We start from the raw sequence: 18510 nt of genomic DNA on the forward strand, positions 1-18510 counted from the left end.
GCCGCCTCAGGCCAGTGCGGCGTCGATGCCGGCGAGGGGCACGGGCAGCCAGTCCGGGCGATTGCGGGCTTCGTAGATCGACTCGTAGACGGCCTTGTCGAGCACCAGGGCCCGCAGGAGCACCGGGTCCAGGGCGATCGCGCCGGGGGCCGCGGCGTACGCCTCGACGAAGGCTGAGCGGCAGGCTGCAGCCCAGCCCATCGGATCGGGTCCCTCGCCGACGGCGCCGGCGTAGTCGAACGAGCGCAGCATTCCGGCGACGTCACGCGGCGGCAGATCGGGGATGGCGCGCTCGGCCATCGGCCGCAACGGCTCGCCCTCGAAGTCGACGATGCGCCATCCTCCCGCCGGCACGGCGAGCACCTGCCCGAGGTGCAGGTCGCCGTGGATGCGCTGGAGGCGCGGCCACGGGCGGGCGAGGGCCTCGTCGTACACGGCTCCGATCGCATCGACGCGATCCGCGACGGCGGGCACCTCGTTGGCCGCGATCGACAGCCGTCGGCGCCACGCCGCACCCGTCGCGCCGACCTCCCTCGCTGCCGCCTCGGTCGTGTCGAGCGCCGCGCCGAGCGCGCCGTGCACGCCGGCGACGGCGATGCCGAGGTCACGGGCGGCGTCGGTGAAGTCGCGGTTCTCGCGCGCGGCTTCGAGGGCTACTGCCCAGCCGTCGCGGACGCCTCGGAGGAACTCCTGCGCGAAACCGAGGGTGCCGCGAGCCGAACCGGAGTCGCGTCCGATGTCGGGCCATTCGGCATCGAGGCTGCCGAAGAACCTCGGAACGAACGGCGACCCCGCATCGCTCAGCACCCGCTGCACCGTCACGTCGGGGTTCTCGCCGTGGTGGAGGGCGCGGAAGAGCTTCAGGATGATCGTGGGCTCACCGTCGACGTCGAACACGATCGATGTGTTCGACTGTTCGCCCGTCAGCACGCGCGAGCCGGTGACTCGTGTCACGTCGACGCCCATCTCGGCCAGCGTGCCGATCGTGAACCCCGTGTTGCGCGTCGCGTCGACGAGGTACTCGTCGCCGTCGCGGGCGACGACGTCATCACCGTCGGCTGGCGCGGACACCCGCGCCAGCGGCACGTTGTAGAGCGTCGGCAGGGCGCCGGCGTCGTCCATGAGGAGGTAGCGCGTCGCGCCGGGCGCGGGTTGCGCGTCGAGGATGCGGAATCGCGGTCGGTGGCTCTTGCCGGCGTACCACCGCTGTCGCGCCGCCCAGGCGCCGAGCTCATCTGTCAATCGCACGGTCCCACACTGTCGGTTCCGGCTTCCCGAGCAAAAGGGCTGGACGCGCGCGGGGGAGAGGCGTAATGCTCGGTTCCGCACCGGAACGCACATTCGCGCCGAAGCGACCGATAGTGACCGGTGGAGCGGTGCACCCGAGAACGCCGCTCGCGGAGAGAGACATGTCGCGGCATGATGCGGTGAACAGGCGAGCGCGGCGCGTCCGCGGCATCCGCGTCGCCGTCGGCGTGGCGCTGATCGTCGTGGTGTCAGCCCTCGTCCTCGTCCAGGTCGCGACGGGATGGCATCTGCGGCAGCTGCGGGTACTCGCTTTCGCCGGCCTCGTGGTGATCGTGCTGCTCGGGGCGTTCGTCGCGGTGACGGTGGCCAACGGTCGCCGCCAGTCCGAGGGCGAGGACGCCTAGGCCCGGGCCCCCGACGCAGCCCCGGCCTCGATGCCGGCCGGGTCGCCGCCGGGCGCCTCGTGGTGCGTCGCCGCGTCGACGATCCGTGCGCGCAGCACGGTGATCGCGGCCACGACCATGAGTGCGGCGCCGAGCGCGTACGGGGCCGCATGAGCGACGCCGGCGTAGAGCACGCCGGCGAGGATCGGGGCGATCGTGCCCATCGCGGCGGTGAGTGACTGGGTGACTCCGCCGAGCCAGCCCTGCTCGTCAGCCGCGACGGCGTTCGACATCACCCCGTCGAGCGTTGCCTGCGAAGCGCCCTGTCCGGCCGCGAGCGCGAGCGCGCCGAGGATGAACAGCCAGGGCTGGGCGACGAGCGAGGCGACCGCGGCGAGAGCGACGAGTCCGGCCGTCTGAGCCGCGATGCCGGCCACGATGACGCCGCGCTCGCCCATCCGCGGCAGCAGCAGGCCGAGGAGGATGCCCTGGACGAGGATGTCGATCACTCCGACGACGGCGATCAGCAGTCCTATCGCGGTGGGTCCCCAGCCGATGGAGTCGAGGGCGAGCACGCTGAAGTTGTTGACGAAGAAGCCGAACGGGAGCGCGAGCAGCGCGAAGGCGATGAGCAGCGCGCGCAGCTCCGGGCGTACGAAGGCGCGGCGGAACACGAGGAACGGGTTCAGGTCCGACACGGCGATCGCGGGGATGCGGTTCGTGCGTTCGAGGCTCTCGGGCAGGAGGAAGATGCTGAGGGTCGCGATGAGGAACGAGATCCCGGCGGTGACGAAGACCGGGAGGGCGAGGTCGATCGCTGCCAGCAGGCCGCCGAGCGCCGGCCCGACCATGGTGCCGATGCCCGAGAGCGCCCCGAGCAGGCCGAATCGCTGTGCGCGCTTCTCGGGCGGGGTGATGTCGGCGAGGTAGGCGAAGAGGGCGGGGAGGTCGCCCGCCGTCGCGCCCTGGACGACGCGCGCGAGCAGCAGCACCCACAGCGCCCCGCCGATGCCGAACAGGAGCATGCTCAGCGCCGCACCGAACGAGGCGACGATGATCACCGGGCGGCGGCCGAACCGATCGGACAGGCGTCCGAGGAAGGGCGCAGCGATGAAGGCGCACAGTCCGTTGACGGCCTCGAGCGCGCCGACCCACACGGCGAGCTCGCCCTCGCCCGAGACATAGCGCAGCACGACGAACGGGAGGACAGGGAGGACGACGGTCATACCCGCCGTCGTGAGTGTGGTGAGCACGATCAGCATCACCCAGCGGCGGTCGGCGCCGGCGAGGCGGAGACGCGACAAAACTGAAGTCATACCGCAACTGTACCGATACCAGTTTTGGTGTCAATACAGTTTTTCGCGCGAGAGCCCTAAGATCGACCACATGACCGAGATCGCGCCCGTGGGGCGCCGCGAGCGCAAGAAGGCGGCCACGCGCAAGCGGATCTCGGATGTCGCGACGGCGATGTTCCTCGAACGCGGGTTCGACGACGTCAGCATCCGTGAGATCGCGGACGCCGCCGATGTCTCGCCGACGACCGTCTTCGCGCACTTCAGCCAGAAGGAGGCCCTGGTCTTCGACGAGGACGACGAGCAGCGCGAGCGCCTTGTCGCGGCCGTGCGCGACCGCGCCGCCGGGGCATCGATCGCCACGGCGATCCGCGAGTACTACGAGCGTGAGATCCGTGCGGGCGCGGCCGAGCACGGCGACGATGTCGCTCGTCGGTTCATGGACTTCCTCAACGCGACACCCGCCCTGCGCGACTACGCCGCGCGCATGTGGCTGCGCCACGAGGATGCGCTCGCCGATGCCGTGGCGGCCGAGCTCGGCGAGGAGCGGCCCGACGCCCACATCCGCGTCTTCGCGAGGTTCGTGCTCCAGATCCAGACCATGGTGAATGAGAGCGACGACCCGGAAGCGACGCTCGACGCGGGGTTCGCGGTGCTCGAGAACGGCTGGTCGGCCTTCGAGAATCGGGAGGCGGGGCGATGACCCGGCGCAAGTCTCTCGTGAACACCGTGGCCGACGATCTGCTCGATCGCATCATCGCCGGCCGGTTCGCGCCGGGTGACGCGCTGCCGACCGAGGCCGAGATCGGCGCCGAGTTCGATGTCAGTCGGGTGACCGTGCGCGAGGCGCTGCGGACGCTGTCCGCCCGCGGCATCGTGCGGGTGGTCTCGGGGGTCGGGTCGCGCGTCGCGCCGGTGGAGGAATGGTCGTCGGTGTCCGACGCCCTGCGGTTCCGCGCCGCGCACGGTGACGATGCCCTCGTGGCGGAGCAGCTCATCTCGACGCGCCGCCTCATCGAGTGCGAGGCCGCGGCTCTCGCCGCGTCGATCGTCGACGACGCGGCCCTGGCGGAGTGCGCGGCGTGCGTCGACGAGATGGTCGCGGGAGCGGCCGCGGGCGACGTCGATCGCTTCGTCGAGGCCGACCTGCGCTTCCATGTCGTGATCCTCGGCGCCTCGGACAACCTGTTCCTCGGGGTGTTGCTCGCACCCCTGACCGAGGTGCTCGCCGAGCGCCGGGCGCAGACCTCGCGGGTACCGGAGATCCAGGAGCACGCGATCGAGGAGCATCGGCGTATTCTCGCGGCGCTGGGCTCGCGCGATCCGGAGGCCGCCCGCGCAGCGATGGATCACCATCTGCAGCAGACCCTGGATGACTTCCGCCGCTACGTGGCCGGTTGAGGAGGCCTCACGTCGTTTCGGGCTCGTCGTCGTCGATCGGCACCTCGTGACTCTGCTCCCAGACGTCGGCGTCGTCCGCCTCGGTCGTCGGGGCCGGGATCTCGGGAGCCGTCCCGTCGTCGGGTGTGACGGGATGCCGCTGTTCCTCGGCGTCGGCCACGGGAACCTCGGCGCCGTGCTCGCGGGCGGTCTCGGACATGTCTGACTCCTCTCGTCTCCTGCGGGTCGATCGTCTGATGCCAGCGTGCGGCCCATGCGGGCGACGACGCAACCCCCGAGCGCGATGTGTCGCTCGATTGACGTCCCTCCCCTCCTGCTGCATGCTGTCATACAGCTGATAGCCACTCGGCTGGCCACTCGACGACGAGGAGATCCCATGGAACCGACCGCACCACTGCCCGGCCTGCCCGATGCCACGCGTCCTGATGTCGGTGTGCTCGCGGCGCGCGTGGCCGAGAGCGGGCGCGTGTTCGTCGTCCTCGACGACGATCCCACCGGGACGCAGTCCGTTGCGGACCTTCCTGTGCTGGGGGCGTGGGATGTGGCCGACCTGGTCTGGGCGTTCTCGTCAGGGGCTCCCGCGGTATATGTACTGACCAACTCGCGCAGCCTCGCACCGGCCGACGCTGAGCGCATCAACCGCGAGGTCGTGCGCGCGTCCCTCGCGGCGGCGGAGACAGTCGGCGTCCGGGTCGACTTCGTCAGCCGCAGCGACTCGACGCTCCGGGGGCACTTCCCGCTCGAGCCCGACACGATCGCCGATGAGGTCGCCCGGTCGGGGGCCGCGGCGTCGACGAACGTCGTCGTCGTGCCCGCGTTCCCGGATGCCGGGCGCGTCACGGTGCGCGGGGTGCACGGCATCCTGTCGGACGAGGGCTTCACACCGATCGGCGAGACGGAGTTCGCCCGTGACTCGACCTTCGGCTTCCGCTCGTCGCGGCTCGCCGACTGGGTGGCGGAGAAGACCGGCGGGGCGGTCGCCGCCGCCGATGTCGTCGAGGTCACCGTCGACGACCTCCGCGCTGGCACCGCTGCGGTCGCCGCGGTGCTGCGTTCTGCCCCGAAGGGTGCGCCCATCGTGGTCGACGCGGTCGCGGAAGAAGACCTCGTCGAGCTGGCGCTGGGTCTCGAGGCGGTCGAGGCGGAAGGTCGTTCGTACGTCTACCGGGTGGGACCTCCTTTCGTGCGAGCGCGGATCGGACAACGGCGTCGGCCGCCCGTCGACGTCGCCGACCTCAGCGTTGATCGTGCGACCCGCGGTGGACTGGTCGTCGTCGGCTCGCACGTCGGTCTCACCAGCCGCCAGCTCGCCGACCTCGTGCGTCGCCGCCCGCTCGAGGCGGTAATGGAGCTCGACGTCCCGCGACTGCTCGATCCCTCCGAACGGCAAGCCGAACTCGACCGCGCCTGCGCGACCATCTCCACCGCGCTGCTGCGCGGCGATGTCGTGCTGCACACCAGCCGCACCCTCGTTCGCACCGACGACCCCGACGAGAGCCTCGACATCTCCCGTCAGGTCTCGGAAGCCGTCGTCCAGGTCGTCCGAACGGTCGTCGCGCGTGTCACGCCGCGCTTCGTCATCGCCAAGGGCGGCATCACCTCGAGCGACGTCGCGACGCGCGGGCTCGAGATCCGCCGCGCGCGCGTGCGCGGTTCCCTCTTTCCCGGCATCGTGTCGGTCTGGGAGGCGGCCGACGGGCCGGCATCCGGGATCCCCTACATCGTGTTCGCCGGCAACGTCGGCGACGACGGGTCGCTCACCGCCGCTGTCGAGCGGCTCTCGCTGACGCCCGCGCCATCCGCCTGAGCTGAAGGAGCAAGGTTCGATATGAACGACAACACAACGGTTGCGGTACTGGGGCTCGGCGCGATGGGCCTGCCGATGGCCGCCCGCCTGGCGGAGACTTTCCCTGTCCGCGGCTTCGACATCGCCCCCGCGCGGCTCGCGCTGGCCGCCGAAGCGAGCGTGACGCCGGCTGATTCCGCCGCCGAGGCCGCGGCGGGTGCGCAGGTCGTCCTGGTGGCAGTGCGTGACTCCGCTCAACTCGCCGACGTCCTCTTCGGGGATGCCGGCATCGTCGACGCCCTCGCGGAGGGGGCGGTCGTCGTCCTCACCAGCACCGTCGGCACCGACGGGGTAGCCGACGTCGCGGCCTCGCTCGCCGAGCGCGGGATCGGGCTGGTCGACGCCCCGCTGAGCGGCGGTCCGATCCGGGCGCGAGAGGGCGACCTGCTGATCGTCGTCGGTGCGCACCCCGACGCCCTCGCCGTCGCCCGACCCGTGCTCGACCAGCTGGCCTCGACGCTGACCGTCGTCGGGGAGCGGGCCGGCGACGGCCAGGCACTGAAGACCGTCAACCAGCTGCTGTGCGGCGTGCACATCGCCGCCGCGGCCGAAGCGCTCGCGCTCGCCGACAGGCTCGGGCTCGACCTGGAGCGCACGCTCGAGGCGTTGCAGGCCGGTGCTGCCGCGTCGTTCATGCTCGGCAACCGCGGGCCGCGGATGCTGCAGGCCTGGGATTCCGACGGTGCCGAGGTGCTCAGTCGCCTCGACATCTTCGTCAAAGACATGGGGATCGTCGGCACCGCGGCGCGGCGGGCGGGGCTTCCGGCGCCGCTGGCAGCCGCCGCCGAGCAGAGCTACCTCCTGGCGCAGGCGCAGGGACTCGGAGAAAAGGACGATTCCGCCGTCATCCGCATCTCGGCGCCCGCGCGCCGCGGCTGAGCACCGATCTTGCGGATTCCTTGAGGTTGCGCGGTGCACGCGTTGCGGATTCCTTGCGGTGCGTCGCCGACGATCGAAGAACACCCGGCCACGGGGACGCTGCCCGAACGGCGCTCCCGGGCCGGGTGTCTCGTTGTGCGGTTTTCGCGCGGCGCGCAAGTGCCTCGGCTTATCGGCGCAGTCGGCATAGCGTCGAGCCATGAGCGATCAGAGCATCCCCACACCCGCCGAGCCCACCTTCCCCGCACCCGCCGAGCCCACCGTTCCCGTGCCCACGGAGCCGACGACGCCCGCGCCGGGTGAGCCCTCCGCGCCGACTCCGCCCGCAGCGTCCGAGCCCGCGGCGGACACCCTGGGCGGGACCGAGGGCGCGGGCCAGGGGTCGCCGGTCAAGGACCCCGAGAACTGGGTCACGGGTGATGAGCCCATGACCGGCCCGCAGCGGAGCTATCTCGACACCCTCGCACGCGAGGCCGGCGAAGAGCTTCCCGGCAATCTCACCAAGGCGGAGGCGTCGGAGCAGATCGACCGTCTGCAGGACGCGACCGGGCGCGGCGAGTAATCAGGCGCCTGCGTCGGGTGCGGCGTCGGTGCCGTGCTGCGGCCGAGCCGAGCGCACGCGGAACCACAGGCTCAGCTCACGAGCCGCCCGCAGCGTCGCGCTCGGGTCGCCGGCGCTCTCGAGGTCGTCGAAGGTGTCGCGGAACCCCGCCGGAGCGTCGCCCGTCGTCTCGGCGATCGGCTGATAGCCCATCGTCCACTCGCGGAACTCGCGGTGGGCGATGGGCTGCTCGATGAGGACACGCATGCCGGAGTGGCGCGAATCCTCGCGGATGGTCGCGAGGAGGTCGCGCACGGTCTGCTCGGGGCCCTCGAGCACCTGGACGAATCGACCGCCGCGGTACAGCAGCATCCCCGTCAGGTCTCGATCCGCGTTCGACGCGCGGCTCTGCTCGAGCAGAGCCGCCAGCTCGTCGTCGCCGAACGGGGCCCGGGCGTTGCTCGTATAGAGGACCGAGAGCAGGTCGGCGGGCGTCGAGGTCATCGGATCTCCCGGAGTTCGATCGGCGGCGCTTCGTCGGGGATGTCGGGGGTCGCGCCGAGGGCGAGCGTGCGCATGGCGGTGGTCAGATCGGTGAACGCCCCGACGCGAGACGACCGGGAGTCGTACGCAAGATACCGGCCGTCGGCCTGCCGGTCGATGTATCCCACGAACTCACCGGTGCGGCTGCCCACGTGGAAGCCGTCCTCGACGCGCGCCCAGACGATGCCGTTGCCGGGCGCACCCGCCGCGCCACCGGGGATCATCGGGCGGCCTGCGCGCGGGGAACCCACACGAGGGCACCGGCGGCGATGAACGTCGCGGCCCCGACGACATGCGCCGCCATCCAGACCGGCTGGTCGAGCGAGAAGGGGTACACGGGGTTCCAGACCACCGCGACCGCCGCCATCGGAAGAGCCCACCACCACTGCCGCGCCTGGATCGCGAACCACGCGATGATGAGCGCGAGGATCGCGACGACGAATGAGATCACGATCGCGAACTCCCCGCCGATGAGCGGGATGCCGGCGATGAGGGCGGCGGCTCCGAGGATGCCGGGTGCGAGCGCGTTGCGCTGACGCTGCGGCGGGTCGGCAGGTCGGGTGGATCTGGATGCCATGCGGACGTTTCTCTCGGGGCGGACGGCGCGACGCTGCGCGCCTGTTCGATCGTACGAGTTCAGCGCGTGGCAGAGGTCGCGCTTGACGCGGCCGCTGAATCGGTCATCGGCGCGCCCGACCCGGTCATGACGGGCACCGGATCGGCGAGGAGGTCGGCGAACGCCGTCTCGGCAGCGCCGACGAGGAGCCGGTCGTCGCCCAGCTCGGCGGTGCGTACGAGCGGGCAGGCGGCCGAGATGGTCTGCCGAGCGACGGCCTCGGCGAACTCGTCCACGTCGCTTTCGACGAGGGGAGCGAGGAAACCGCCGAGCACCACCACCGCGGGGTCGAGGACGTTGACGGCGCTCGCGACCGCCGAAGCCAGGATGCGGCGCTGCCGGCGCAGCTCGGCGCGAGCAGCGGGGTTCGCGGCCCCGTGGACAGCGGCGCGCAGCTCGGCGTCGTCTGCGCCGGGAAGTCCGAGCGAAGCGATCAGGCGGTGCCGGCTCACTTCGTCCTCCAGAGCGGCGTGCTCGCCGGAACGGCGGTCTGCGGCATCCTCGAATATCGCGGGGTTGTGCCCGAACTCGCCGGCCAGGCCGCGCGCGCCGCCGACGAGTGCGCCCCCGACGACGAGCCCGCCGCCGATGCCGCTCGCCCCGCCGTTGAGGTAGATCACATCGGCGACGCCGCGGGCAGCGCCGAAGAGGTACTCGGCGTGCGCGCCGTACGACGCGTCATTGCCGACCGTCGTGGGCGTGCCCGTGGCTGCCGTCACGAGCTCGGCGAGCGGAGCGTTCGTCCAACGCAGGTGCGGGGCGTGCACGACGAGACCGGCTGCGGGCTCGACCAAGCCCGGGACGGCTACGCCGACACCGATGACCGTCGTCGCCGCGAGCGGGCCCGCTCGCCAGTCCTCGATGGTCTCCGCGATGAGCGACGCGAGCTCCTGCGGCGTGATGAGGGCCGTCGTGAGCGCGCGGCGGCGGGCGTGCACACGGCGGTCGAGGCCGACGGCGGCGAGCGTCACGGCGTCGACCTCCGGGTTCACGGCGACGGCGACGACATCGGCGCGTGCGGTGATGACCGGAGAGGGGCGACCGATGCGCCCCTCGGGGGCGCCGGCGGTCTCGGTGACGAGCCCCAGGCGCGCGAGCTCTGCCGTCAGCGCGCCGATGGTCGAGCGGTTGAGGCCGAGTTCGGCAGTCAGCGCGGCGCGCGAGATCGGCCCGTCCCGGTGCACGACGACGAGCATCCGAGCGAGATTCACGCGCCGGACGAGTTCGGCGGTTCCCGGCGCGACACTCACGGGATCAGCCTACGAGAATCCAGTTTGTTGACGTAATAGACAAATCGACTTACGCTGAGCCCGCAGCAATCGAAGCGAAGGAGCACGCATGCGCACCCCGACCCCGGCCGACAAGTTCACGTTCGGCCTCTGGACCATCGGCTACAACGGCACCGACCCGTTCGGCGGCCCGACCCGTCCGCCCCTCGACGTCGTCCACGCGGTCGAGAAGCTCGCCGAGCTCGGGGCCGCAGGACTGACGTTCCACGACGACGACCTGTTCGCGTTCGGATCCAGCGACAGCGAGCGGCAGACGCAGATCGATCGCCTCAAGGGCGCGCTCGCCGACACCGGTCTGACCGTTCCCATGGTCACCACCAACCTCTTCAGCGCTCCCGTCTTCAAGGACGGCGGCTTCACCTCGAACGACCGTGCGGTCCGCCGCTTCGCCATCCGCAAGGTGCTGCGGCAGATCGACCTCGGCGCCGAGCTCGGCGCCGAGACCTTCGTCATGTGGGGCGGCCGCGAGGGGGCAGAATACGACTCCGCGAAGGACGTCCGCCAGGCGCTCGAGCGCTACCGCGAGGCCGTCAACTTCCTCGGCGACTACGTCGTCGAGAAGGGCTACAACCTGCGCTTCGCGATCGAGCCGAAGCCGAACGAGCCGCGCGGCGACATCCTGCTGCCGACCGTCGGTCACGCGCTCGCCTTCATCGAGTCGCTCGAGCGTCCTGAACTCGTCGGGCTGAACCCCGAGGTCGGGCACGAGCAGATGGCGGGGCTGAACTTCGCGGCCGGCATCGCGCAGGCCCTGTACCACGGCAAGCTCTTCCACATCGATCTCAACGGTCAGCGCGGCATCAAGTACGACCAGGACCTCGTGTTCGGTCACGGTGACCTGCACAACGCGTTCGCCCTCGTGGACCTCCTCGAGAACGGCGGCCCGAACGGCGGCCCGGCGTACGACGGACCCCGTCACTTCGACTACAAGCCGAGCCGCACCGAAGACGAGACCGGCGTCTGGGACTCCGCTGCCGCGAACATGCGCACCTACCTGCTGCTCAAGGAGCGGGCCGCGGCGTTCCGCGCCGACCCCGAGGTCCAGGAGGCGCTCGAGGCCGCCCGCGTTCCCGAGCTGGCGCAGCCGACGTTCGGCGAGGGGGAGAGCTACGACGACTTCGTCGCCGACCGCTCGGCCTACGAGGACTTCGACACCGACGCCTACCTCGGCGGCAAGGGCTTCGGGTTCGTCCGTCTGCAGCAGCTCGCGACCGAGCACCTGCTCGGTGCGCGCTGACGCCTGAGCGCGACGAGCCCCGCAACGCGAGAGAGAAGGATGCCGGCATGACGCTGGTCATGGGTGTCGACTCGTCGACCCAATCGTGCAAGGTCGTGATCGTCGACGCCGACACCGGTCGGGTCGTCCGGGAGGGGCGTGCGCCCCACCCGGACGGCACGAGCGTCGACCCCGAAGCCTGGTGGGCTGCGCTGCAGGCTGCCGTCGAGCTCGCGGGCGGGATGTCCGACGTCGCGGCGTGGTCGATCGGCGGTCAGCAGCACGGTCTCGTCGCGCTCGACGAGCAGGGGGCGGTCGTGCGCGACGCCCTGCTGTGGAACGACACGAGGTCGGCGCAGGCGGCATCCGATCTCGTGGCCGAGTTCGGCGCCGAGCGCCTCGCCGAACGCACCGGGCTCGTCCCGGTCGCCTCGTTCACGATCAGCAAGCTGCGATGGCTGCGCGACCACGAGCCGCAGAACGCTGGGCGCACGGCGGCGGTGGCGCTGCCGCACGACTGGCTGACCTGGCGGCTGCGCGGTTTCGGCCCCGCCGCCGACGGCTCAGCCGGGGCCGCGGTTCTCGGCGAGCTCGTCACCGACCGTTCCGACGCGTCGGGAACCGGGTACTGGAGCGCCGTCACGGGTGAATACGACCGCGAGCTTCTCGTGTCGGCCCTCGGACACGACGTCGTCGTGCCGCGGGTGCTCGCCGCCGACGAATGGGTCGAGGACAGGGCTGGCCGGCGGGTCGCCGCGGGTGCCGGCGACAATGCGGCATCCGCTCTCGGCGTCGGCGCGGGCCTCGGCGACGTCGTCGTCTCGATCGGCACGTCCGGCACCGTCTTCGCAGTGAGCGACACGCCCGCGATCGATGCGACCGGAACCGTCGCGGGCTTCGCCTCGGCAGACGGTCACCATCTGCCGCTCGTGTGCACGCTCAACGCGGCACGCGTGCTCGACGTGGTCGCGGCGTTGCTCGGGGTCGACCACGACGGGCTGTCGCAGCTGGCGCTGTCGGCCGATCCCGGTGCGGGCGGGCTGACCCTCGTGCCGTACTTCGAGGGTGAGCGCACCCCGAACCTGCCGGACGCGACGGCTGTGCTGAGCGGGATGACGCTGGCCTCCACCACCCGCGAGAACCTCGCCCGCGCCGCGGTGGAGGGGATGCTGTCCGGGCTCGGCGCCGGGCTCGACGCCCTGCGCGATCAGGGGGTACCGCTGCGCCGGGTGCTCCTGGTCGGCGGGGGAGCGCGGTCGGCGGCCGTGCAGCAGATCGCTCCCGCGGTCTTCGGTCTCGACGTCGAGGTTCCCGCCCCGGGCGAATACGTCGCGCTCGGCGCGGCCGAGCAGGCCCGCCGCGTCGTCGCGGCGGATGCCGGCTAGACCGCCTCAGACGTGGTCGCGCCAGGAGTGCTTCGGCTCGTACCCCAGGAGCCGCCGCGCCTTCTCCGTCGAGAAGAGCGACCGGTTCGTGCCGAGCTCGCCGCGGACCTCGACGTCGGGGAAGACCTCGGACACGAGCTCCGCGTTCGGGCGTGACATGACGGTGTCGGCGGCTGCGATGAGGAACCGGTCGAATCCCGCCGGCGCGTTCTCGAGTGCACGCATCACGGCCTGGGCGCCGTCGCGTGCGTCGATGTAGCTCCACACGTTCCACTTGCGGCGCACCGGGTCGGCGTCGAAGGAGGGGAACTCGGCGTAGTCCTCGGGAACCATGACGTTCGAGAACCGCAGCGCCGTGATCGACAGGCCCGGGTGCCAGCGCACGAGCTCGATCGCGAGCTGCTCCTCGAGGTGCTTCACGAGCGAGTACACCGACTCGGGGCGCGCGGGGTACTCCTCGTCGACGGGGATGTACGGCGGCGGAACGTCGAACGGCAGTCCCTGCACCGTCTCGCTCGAGGCGTACACGATCCGGTCGATGCCGAGTCGTGTCGCGGCGTGGAAGACGTTGAAGGTCGCGGCCATGTTGTTGTGGAAGGTCGCGATGTCGGGACGGATACCGGGGGCCGGGACCGCGCCGAGGTGCACGATCGCGTCGACGCCGTCGTGGCGGTCGCCCACCGAGCCGAAAGCGTCGACGACCTGGCCGTAGTCGGTCAGGTCGATCTGCACGAACGCGGGCCCGCGCGTGCCGACGACGTCGAAGCCGATGACCTCGTGGCCCGCCGCCGTGAGCTCACGAGCGACGACCGTGCCGAGTTTTCCCGATGATCCCGTCAGTGCGATCCGCATGAGAACAGCGTCGCACACGGTGGTGCACCCGGGGGCGGCTAGGCTCGTTCCTCATGGCTGCCGGGGCGACGATCCACACGTTCGATGCGACGCTCGCAGACGTCGACCGCGGCGTGTACGAGTCGTTCGCGCTGCGCCTCGCGCGGCATCCCTCCGAGACGGATGCCTTCATGCTCACCCGGTTGCTCGCCTACTGCCTCGAGTACGAGGAGGGCATCGATTTCACCGAGGGCATCGCCGCGAAGGACGAGCCGGCCGTGCTCGTCCGCGACCTGACCGGATCGATCGTCGCCTGGATCGAAGTGGGGGCGCCGGATGCCTCACGGCTGCACCTCGGCAGCAAGCAGGCCGACCGCGTCGCGGTGTACACGCAGCGCAACCCCGGACCGATCGTCGCGGCGTGGGCGGGGAAGAAGATCCACCGCGTCTCGGACATCGCCCTGCACAGCTTCGAGCCGGGCTTCATCGACACCCTCGTCACGGCCCTCGACCGCCGCAACACCGTGACGGTCTCGGTCACCGAGCGGCACCTCTACGTCGAGCTCAACGGTGTGACCGCCGAGTCCGACGTCATCACTCAGCCGGCCGGCTGACCCGTGGCGCCGTCGGGCGCCTCCGGGGCCGCGGAGGACGTCGGGGCCTCCGACACGAACACGTCGACGCCGGCATCCGTCAGCACCAGCTGCATCGCGGTGCCGATGGGGTAGCGGGCGAGGAGATCCTCGGGCTGATCATCGCGAACGACGAAGGAGACGGCAGCGGGGAACGCGCCGGCGGAGCAGCCCTGGTCCATGAATCCCGACCAGGAGTCGCTCGTCGACGACTCGACGTCGGCGACCCGCGTGACGATGACGCAGGACTCGGACTCGCTCTCGTCGAGCGACCAGAAGCTGGGGGTCTCGAACACGGCGAGTCCCAGGAAGGGCTCGAACGACCGGCCCTCGCGGTTCCGGTCGTAGCCGCCGAAGAACTCCGGCAACTCGGCCCCCGTCGGCAGCAGCGTCGTGACGTGCGAGACGCGCGCGTCCGGCGGCAGCGCCGTCGCGGTCGAGGCGCTGCGCGCCGTCGCGAACGCCGTGACGCCGACCGCGAGGGCTGCCACGGCGACGAGCGACCCGGCCCACATGAGCAGGGGTCGCGGCCGTCGCGCGCGAGGGACCGTCGGGTCCGCGGCGCCATTCCCGGACTCGTGACCCCCGGACCCGTGCCCCTGGGACTCGTCGTCCCGCGTCTCGTCGGACCGGACCGCTGACGTGTTCGGCACCGTGTCGATGATCGGCGGCAGCTCCGGCTCCAAGGCGGGCGTGTGCGCCTGCGGCAGCCGACGTACGCGTTCGCGTTCCTCGAGCTCGGCCAGTCGTGCCAGTGCCACCGGGTCGTCGGCGATGTCGCCGCCCGGCGCGTAGGCGCGGTTGCGGAGGGCTCGAAGCTCGGCGGCAACTCCCTCGTCCATCCTTGAATCGTGGCACATCCCGCCACCCGCGGGGGCGGTCGCCCGGTCGTGCGGCGTCGACTCCGGCGGGGCGGCTCCGTTAGCATTCCAACCATGGCACCCCTGCGCGCGCCGGTGCGCCTGGACCGCCCACGTCTGCTCTCGGCGCTTGCGTCGCCCGCGCCCCTGGTCGCTCTGCTCGGTCCGGACGGCGCCGGCGCGAGCACGCTGCTGCGCCAGTTCGCAGAGGAGCGTGACGACGTCACGTGGGCCGGCGACGGCCGCATCCCCGACGTGGTCTCGCGCACGCTCGTCATCGACGACGGCGACGCCCTCGCGCCCGACGCCTGGGAGCGGGTGCGGCAGCTGCGCATCACCCGGCCCGATCTCGTCGTTCGGCTCGCCGTACGCAGCGCCCGCGCTGTTCCGCTGGCCTGGGACGTGGAATGGGTACGCGATCTCGCCTTCACGCTCGACGAGACGATCGCCTACGTCGCCGCGCGCGACTCCCACCTGAATCCCCGCACCGTGCAGCTGGTGACGGGCGGACTCCCCGCGGCCGTCGTCGCGGTCGTCGAGGCGAACGTCGTCGACGCCGATGCGGTTCGACTCGTGCTCGCGCGCCTCGCGCCGCATCCGCTGCCGGCCTCGGCCGCCGCCCTGGCGGTGCCCGAGTTCCTCACACCCGCGCTCGCCGCCCAGCTCGGCGGCGACGACGCCGTCATCGAGCGGGCCGAGCGGGCGGGGCACGGCGAATGGCGCACCGACGACGGCACGCTGATCTTCGCGCTCACGGCGCCGATCCGTGCCGCGACGCTTGCGGCGACGCCCATTCCCGAGGGCGAGCAGCGCGCGATCCGCCACCGCGCCGCCCGTGCGCTGCTCCAGGAAGGCTCGGGGCTCGGCGCGCTCGTGGAGGGCGCCGCTGCGGACGCCCTCGACATCGTCGACGCGGCCCTGCGCCGCGACGGGCTCAAGCTGCTCTGGGGCAACGGCCCCCGCATCGCCGCGGCGCTGCGTCCGATCCCGCTGCTGCAGCTGCGGCGCTGGCCTGTTATCGCCCTGGCGCAGGCCCTCATCCTCAATGCCCGCCGGGAACACAAGGTCCGCGCGGCCGAGCTGCTGGGCGTCGCGCTGCTCGGAGTCCAGACGGGCCAGAGCGAACCGGCCGACCGTGCCCTGCTGCGCGTCGTCGAGTCGGTCGCGCGCCGGCTCACCGGCGTCGGCGACCGCGGTCTGCGCGCTGCCCGCGCGGCCGCGCGCGTCCTCGACGAGCTGCCCGCAGCCGAGCTCGAGCAGTTGCGGGGGCTTCGCGGCGATCTGCACGCCCACGCGGCGATCAGCCTGCTGTACGGGGGTGACGACGAGGCGGCGGTCGAACAGTTCGAACAGGCGCTCGCGACGGCCGTGCGACCGAGCGTCGAACTCGTCGCGTACGGCGGCCTGGCCCTCGTCCACGCCAAGATAGGCGATCTTCCGGCGGCGCAGACCTGGGCGGCGCAGGCCACCGGACGTCCCTGGCCGGACGACATCCTCAACGAGTATCAGGGCAGCATGCTGTGGATCGCCGAGAGTCAACTCGCGCTCGAACGCGGCGACGTCGGCGCCGCGGAGGCTGCGATCGCCCCGATCTGGCCGATCATCGACACCATCGAGCATTGGTCGGCGATCGCCATGGTGCGCGCATGGACCGACGTCTCCGCCGGTCGCCCCCACGAGGGTCTCGAGCGGCTGCGCGCGCTGCGCAGTCGTCGTGGACGACGGATCGCGTCCGGTTCGCCGGCCGCGCGCGTGCTCGACGCCACCGAGAGCGCCCTGGCGCTCGCCGCGGGCGACCTGGTGTCGGCGCGCCGGCTCACCTCGCGTCCGTCCGACGTCCCCGAGGTGATGCTCGCCGCCGCCCGCGTCGCGGTCTTCGACCGTCAGCACGAACGTGCGCTGAAGCTCCTCAACGCCGTCGCGGCGCGCACTCCACGACAGCGGACCGAGTCCGCGGCGCTCGAGGCGATCCTGCTCCACCGGGTGGGCCGGGCCGTCGACGCCCGCACCCTCGCCCAGCGTGCGGGCACGCTCGCTCGCACCTACGGTCTGCGCACCCCGTTCCTCGTCATCCCCGCCGACGAGCACGATCTCTTCGCGGGCGAGGTCGACGACGTGCCGGCGCCGATCACGGTCGCGGGGGTCGCCCCGCAGCTCACGGCGCGGGAGGCTGTCGTCGCCCGTCACCTCGTCGACACCGCGAGCGTCGAGGAGATCGCCGCGCGCTTACACGTCTCGGTCAACACCGTGAAGTCGCAGCGTCGCTCGCTGTACCGCAAGCTCGGCGCATCGTCGCGCGAGGAGGCGATCGCGGCCGCCCTCGCCTACGGTCTCCTCACCGGTGTCGACCCCACGCGGGCGATCACCGCGGTCGATGCCAGCGCCGCCGACGCGGCCAAGACGAACAGGACGCCGTAGGACCCGGAGCCGACGAACAGCACGAGCCCTGCGATCGCCGGCGCGAGCGTCTGCGGCACGATCGTCGCGAGCCCCAGCAATCCGAGATCTCGCCCGGAATCGCCGGCCGACGGCAGGACGTCGATCATGAGGGCCAGATCCGCCGCCAGGTACACCCCACGGGCGGCCCCGCCGATGACGGCGAACGCCACGAGACCGGCGACGCTGGGCGCGGCGAGAGGGATCAGGAGGGATGCCGCCAGGACCGCGCTCGCCGCGACCACCCAGGGCACGCGGCGCCGGATCCAGAGTGCGCCGGCCACGGACCCGCCGACGAGGCTGACGATGTGCAGGCCGATGACGAGGCTCGCGGTGCGGCCGGCCTCCTCGACGGAGGCGCCCGTGAGGTCCATCACGATGTACAGCAGGTACCCCATCACCAGCTGATGCCCCAGCACGAGGAAGAACCGTGCGGTGAAGACGAGCCGGAGGTCGCGCGACGCCCACGCCTCTCGGACGGGCAGTCGAGCGGCCCTCGGGGCGTTGGAGCGGTCGGGGTTCGCGGCCACGAAGAAGACCGCGGCGATCATCAGCCCGGCCGCCAGCGCGATGTACACCAGCGGCGCATGGGCGACGCCGAGACCGGCGCCCGCTGCGCCGGCGGCGAGTCCGCCCGCGGCGCCCATGCCGAAGAAGGCCGCCGCCCGGGGTCGCCGCGACGGTTCGACGCGGTCGGCCAGCACCGCGTCGAGCGGAGCCTCTAACACGTTCAGGAGCGGCTGCAGCACCAGCCACCCCACGGCGACGGCCCAGACCGACTCGGCGTGGCCCAGCACCACCATCACGGCGGCGCTGCCGGCAGCGCCCGCGAGGATCCAGGGTGCCCGCCGTCCCCAGCGCGAGCGCGTCCGGTCCGACGCTGCACCCGCCAGCGGATGGACGACGAGGGTCAGCAATGACGACGCGGTGAGCACGACAGCGAGGACGGCGTCCTTATGGGCGGGGTCGGCGCGGGCGATCTGGGCGGGGACGAGTACTCCCGCGACGCCGCCGTAGACGGCGTTCAACGCCAGAGCAGCGATCAGCAGCGACCAGAGGAGCCGGGTGTGCACCAGAGCATTCTGGTGCGCGAGGACCGGTCGCGCGAAGCC

20 protein-coding genes are annotated in these 18510 nt (G+C 71.9%); 10 read left to right on the forward strand and 10 right to left on the reverse strand.

Features of this window, described 5'->3' with window-relative positions; translation table 11 throughout:
* Positions 1 to 6: 6 nt before the first annotated feature.
* Positions 7 to 1248: a maltokinase N-terminal cap-like domain-containing protein gene (locus DEU36_RS10840; protein WP_120264151.1), complete on the reverse strand. Its 1242-nt coding sequence runs from the start codon at positions 1246 to 1248 to the stop codon at positions 7 to 9.
* Between the two features lie 161 nt (positions 1249 to 1409).
* On the opposite strand from DEU36_RS10840, the gene DEU36_RS10845 reads away from it, so the two are divergent.
* On the forward strand, positions 1410 to 1652 hold the full coding sequence (locus DEU36_RS10845) for a hypothetical protein (protein ID WP_120264152.1): 243 nt from the start codon (positions 1410 to 1412) through the stop codon (positions 1650 to 1652).
* On the opposite strand, the gene DEU36_RS10850 is transcribed toward DEU36_RS10845, so the two are convergent.
* Positions 1649 to 2947 (reverse strand): MFS transporter, encoded by a 1299-nt coding sequence (locus DEU36_RS10850; RefSeq protein WP_259455315.1) that lies wholly within the window; start codon positions 2945 to 2947, stop codon positions 1649 to 1651. The two genes, DEU36_RS10845 and DEU36_RS10850, sit on opposite strands and share 4 nt — an antisense overlap.
* Before the next feature lie 70 nt (positions 2948 to 3017).
* On the opposite strand from DEU36_RS10850, the gene DEU36_RS10855 reads away from it, so the two are divergent.
* A complete protein-coding gene (locus DEU36_RS10855) occupies positions 3018 to 3626 on the forward strand; it encodes a TetR/AcrR family transcriptional regulator (protein WP_120264153.1) in 609 nt (202 codons plus the stop codon).
* Positions 3623 to 4324, forward strand: coding sequence for a FadR/GntR family transcriptional regulator (locus tag DEU36_RS10860; RefSeq protein WP_120264154.1), 702 nt, complete (start codon positions 3623 to 3625; stop codon positions 4322 to 4324). Before DEU36_RS10855 ends, DEU36_RS10860 begins: the two co-directional genes overlap by 4 nt.
* Before the next feature lie 7 nt (positions 4325 to 4331).
* Here DEU36_RS10860 and DEU36_RS10865 read toward each other — a convergent pair whose 3' ends face one another.
* A complete protein-coding gene (locus DEU36_RS10865; RefSeq protein WP_120264155.1) occupies positions 4332 to 4523 on the reverse strand; it encodes a hypothetical protein in 192 nt (63 codons plus the stop codon).
* A 177-nt stretch (positions 4524 to 4700) separates the two neighbouring features.
* On the opposite strand from DEU36_RS10865, the gene DEU36_RS10870 reads away from it, so the two are divergent.
* From DEU36_RS10870 to DEU36_RS16340, 3 genes are all read left to right on the forward strand, one after another.
* Positions 4701 to 6131, forward strand: a complete 1431-nt coding sequence (locus DEU36_RS10870; RefSeq protein ID WP_183045348.1) for a four-carbon acid sugar kinase family protein — start codon at positions 4701 to 4703, stop codon at positions 6129 to 6131.
* A 21-nt stretch (positions 6132 to 6152) separates the two neighbouring features.
* Positions 6153 to 7049: an NAD(P)-dependent oxidoreductase gene (locus DEU36_RS10875; RefSeq protein ID WP_120264156.1), complete on the forward strand. Its 897-nt coding sequence runs from the start codon at positions 6153 to 6155 to the stop codon at positions 7047 to 7049.
* A gap of 352 nt (positions 7050 to 7401) precedes the next feature.
* Entirely contained in the window at positions 7402 to 7611 is a 210-nt protein-coding gene (locus DEU36_RS16340; protein ID WP_259455361.1) for a DUF3072 domain-containing protein, read from the forward strand.
* Here the strand turns inward: DEU36_RS16340 and DEU36_RS10885 are convergent, their stop codons facing one another.
* Genes DEU36_RS10885 through DEU36_RS10900 form a run of 4 tightly spaced genes read right to left on the reverse strand, consistent with a single transcriptional unit; the run spans position 7612 to position 9999 of the window.
* Positions 7612 to 8094: a BLUF domain-containing protein gene (locus tag DEU36_RS10885; protein WP_120264158.1), complete on the reverse strand. Its 483-nt coding sequence runs from the start codon at positions 8092 to 8094 to the stop codon at positions 7612 to 7614. It abuts the gene before it with no gap.
* Entirely contained in the window at positions 8091 to 8357 is a 267-nt protein-coding gene (locus DEU36_RS10890) for a hypothetical protein (protein WP_120264159.1), read from the reverse strand. The genes DEU36_RS10885 and DEU36_RS10890 overlap by 4 nt, the downstream gene beginning before the upstream one ends.
* Positions 8354 to 8710 (reverse strand): DUF6804 family protein, encoded by a 357-nt coding sequence (locus DEU36_RS10895; RefSeq protein WP_120264160.1) that lies wholly within the window; start codon positions 8708 to 8710, stop codon positions 8354 to 8356. The genes DEU36_RS10890 and DEU36_RS10895 overlap by 4 nt, the downstream gene beginning before the upstream one ends.
* Before the next feature lie 59 nt (positions 8711 to 8769).
* On the reverse strand, positions 8770 to 9999 hold the full coding sequence (locus tag DEU36_RS10900; RefSeq protein WP_259455316.1) for an ROK family transcriptional regulator: 1230 nt from the start codon (positions 9997 to 9999) through the stop codon (positions 8770 to 8772).
* Between the two features lie 88 nt (positions 10000 to 10087).
* On the opposite strand from DEU36_RS10900, the gene xylA reads away from it, so the two are divergent.
* A complete protein-coding gene (gene xylA, locus DEU36_RS10905; protein ID WP_120264161.1) occupies positions 10088 to 11275 on the forward strand; it encodes a xylose isomerase in 1188 nt (395 codons plus the stop codon).
* A 47-nt stretch (positions 11276 to 11322) separates the two neighbouring features.
* On the forward strand, positions 11323 to 12639 hold the full coding sequence (xylB, locus tag DEU36_RS10910) for a xylulokinase (RefSeq protein WP_183045349.1): 1317 nt from the start codon (positions 11323 to 11325) through the stop codon (positions 12637 to 12639).
* Positions 12640 to 12645: 6 nt separating this feature from the next.
* On the opposite strand, the gene DEU36_RS10915 is transcribed toward xylB, so the two are convergent.
* The gene (locus DEU36_RS10915; RefSeq protein WP_120264505.1) at positions 12646 to 13491 is read right to left on the reverse strand and encodes an NAD(P)-dependent oxidoreductase; all 846 of its coding nucleotides are present in this window, start codon (positions 13489 to 13491) and stop codon (positions 12646 to 12648) included.
* Between the two features lie 53 nt (positions 13492 to 13544).
* Between DEU36_RS10915 and DEU36_RS10920 the strand changes: the two genes are divergently transcribed.
* On the forward strand, positions 13545 to 14084 hold the full coding sequence (locus DEU36_RS10920; RefSeq protein ID WP_120264162.1) for a YaeQ family protein: 540 nt from the start codon (positions 13545 to 13547) through the stop codon (positions 14082 to 14084).
* On the opposite strand, the gene DEU36_RS10925 is transcribed toward DEU36_RS10920, so the two are convergent.
* Positions 14069 to 14944: a hypothetical protein gene (locus tag DEU36_RS10925; RefSeq protein ID WP_120264163.1), complete on the reverse strand. Its 876-nt coding sequence runs from the start codon at positions 14942 to 14944 to the stop codon at positions 14069 to 14071. The genes DEU36_RS10920 and DEU36_RS10925 overlap by 16 nt on opposite strands.
* Before the next feature lie 93 nt (positions 14945 to 15037).
* Here DEU36_RS10925 and DEU36_RS10930 point away from each other — a divergent pair, with 93 nt between their 5' ends.
* Positions 15038 to 17380 carry a helix-turn-helix transcriptional regulator gene (locus tag DEU36_RS10930; protein ID WP_120264164.1) on the forward strand — a complete coding sequence of 781 codons (2343 nt, stop codon included), beginning with the start codon at positions 15038 to 15040 and terminating at the stop codon, positions 17378 to 17380.
* Here DEU36_RS10930 and DEU36_RS10935 read toward each other — a convergent pair.
* On the reverse strand, positions 17287 to 18471 hold the full coding sequence (locus DEU36_RS10935; RefSeq protein ID WP_183045350.1) for an MFS transporter: 1185 nt from the start codon (positions 18469 to 18471) through the stop codon (positions 17287 to 17289). The genes DEU36_RS10930 and DEU36_RS10935 overlap by 94 nt on opposite strands.
* Positions 18472 to 18510 lie beyond the last annotated feature (39 nt).

The sequence above is a fragment of the Microbacterium sp. AG238 genome (assembly GCF_003610405.1).
Taxonomy (GTDB): Bacteria; Actinomycetota; Actinomycetes; order Actinomycetales; family Microbacteriaceae; genus Microbacterium.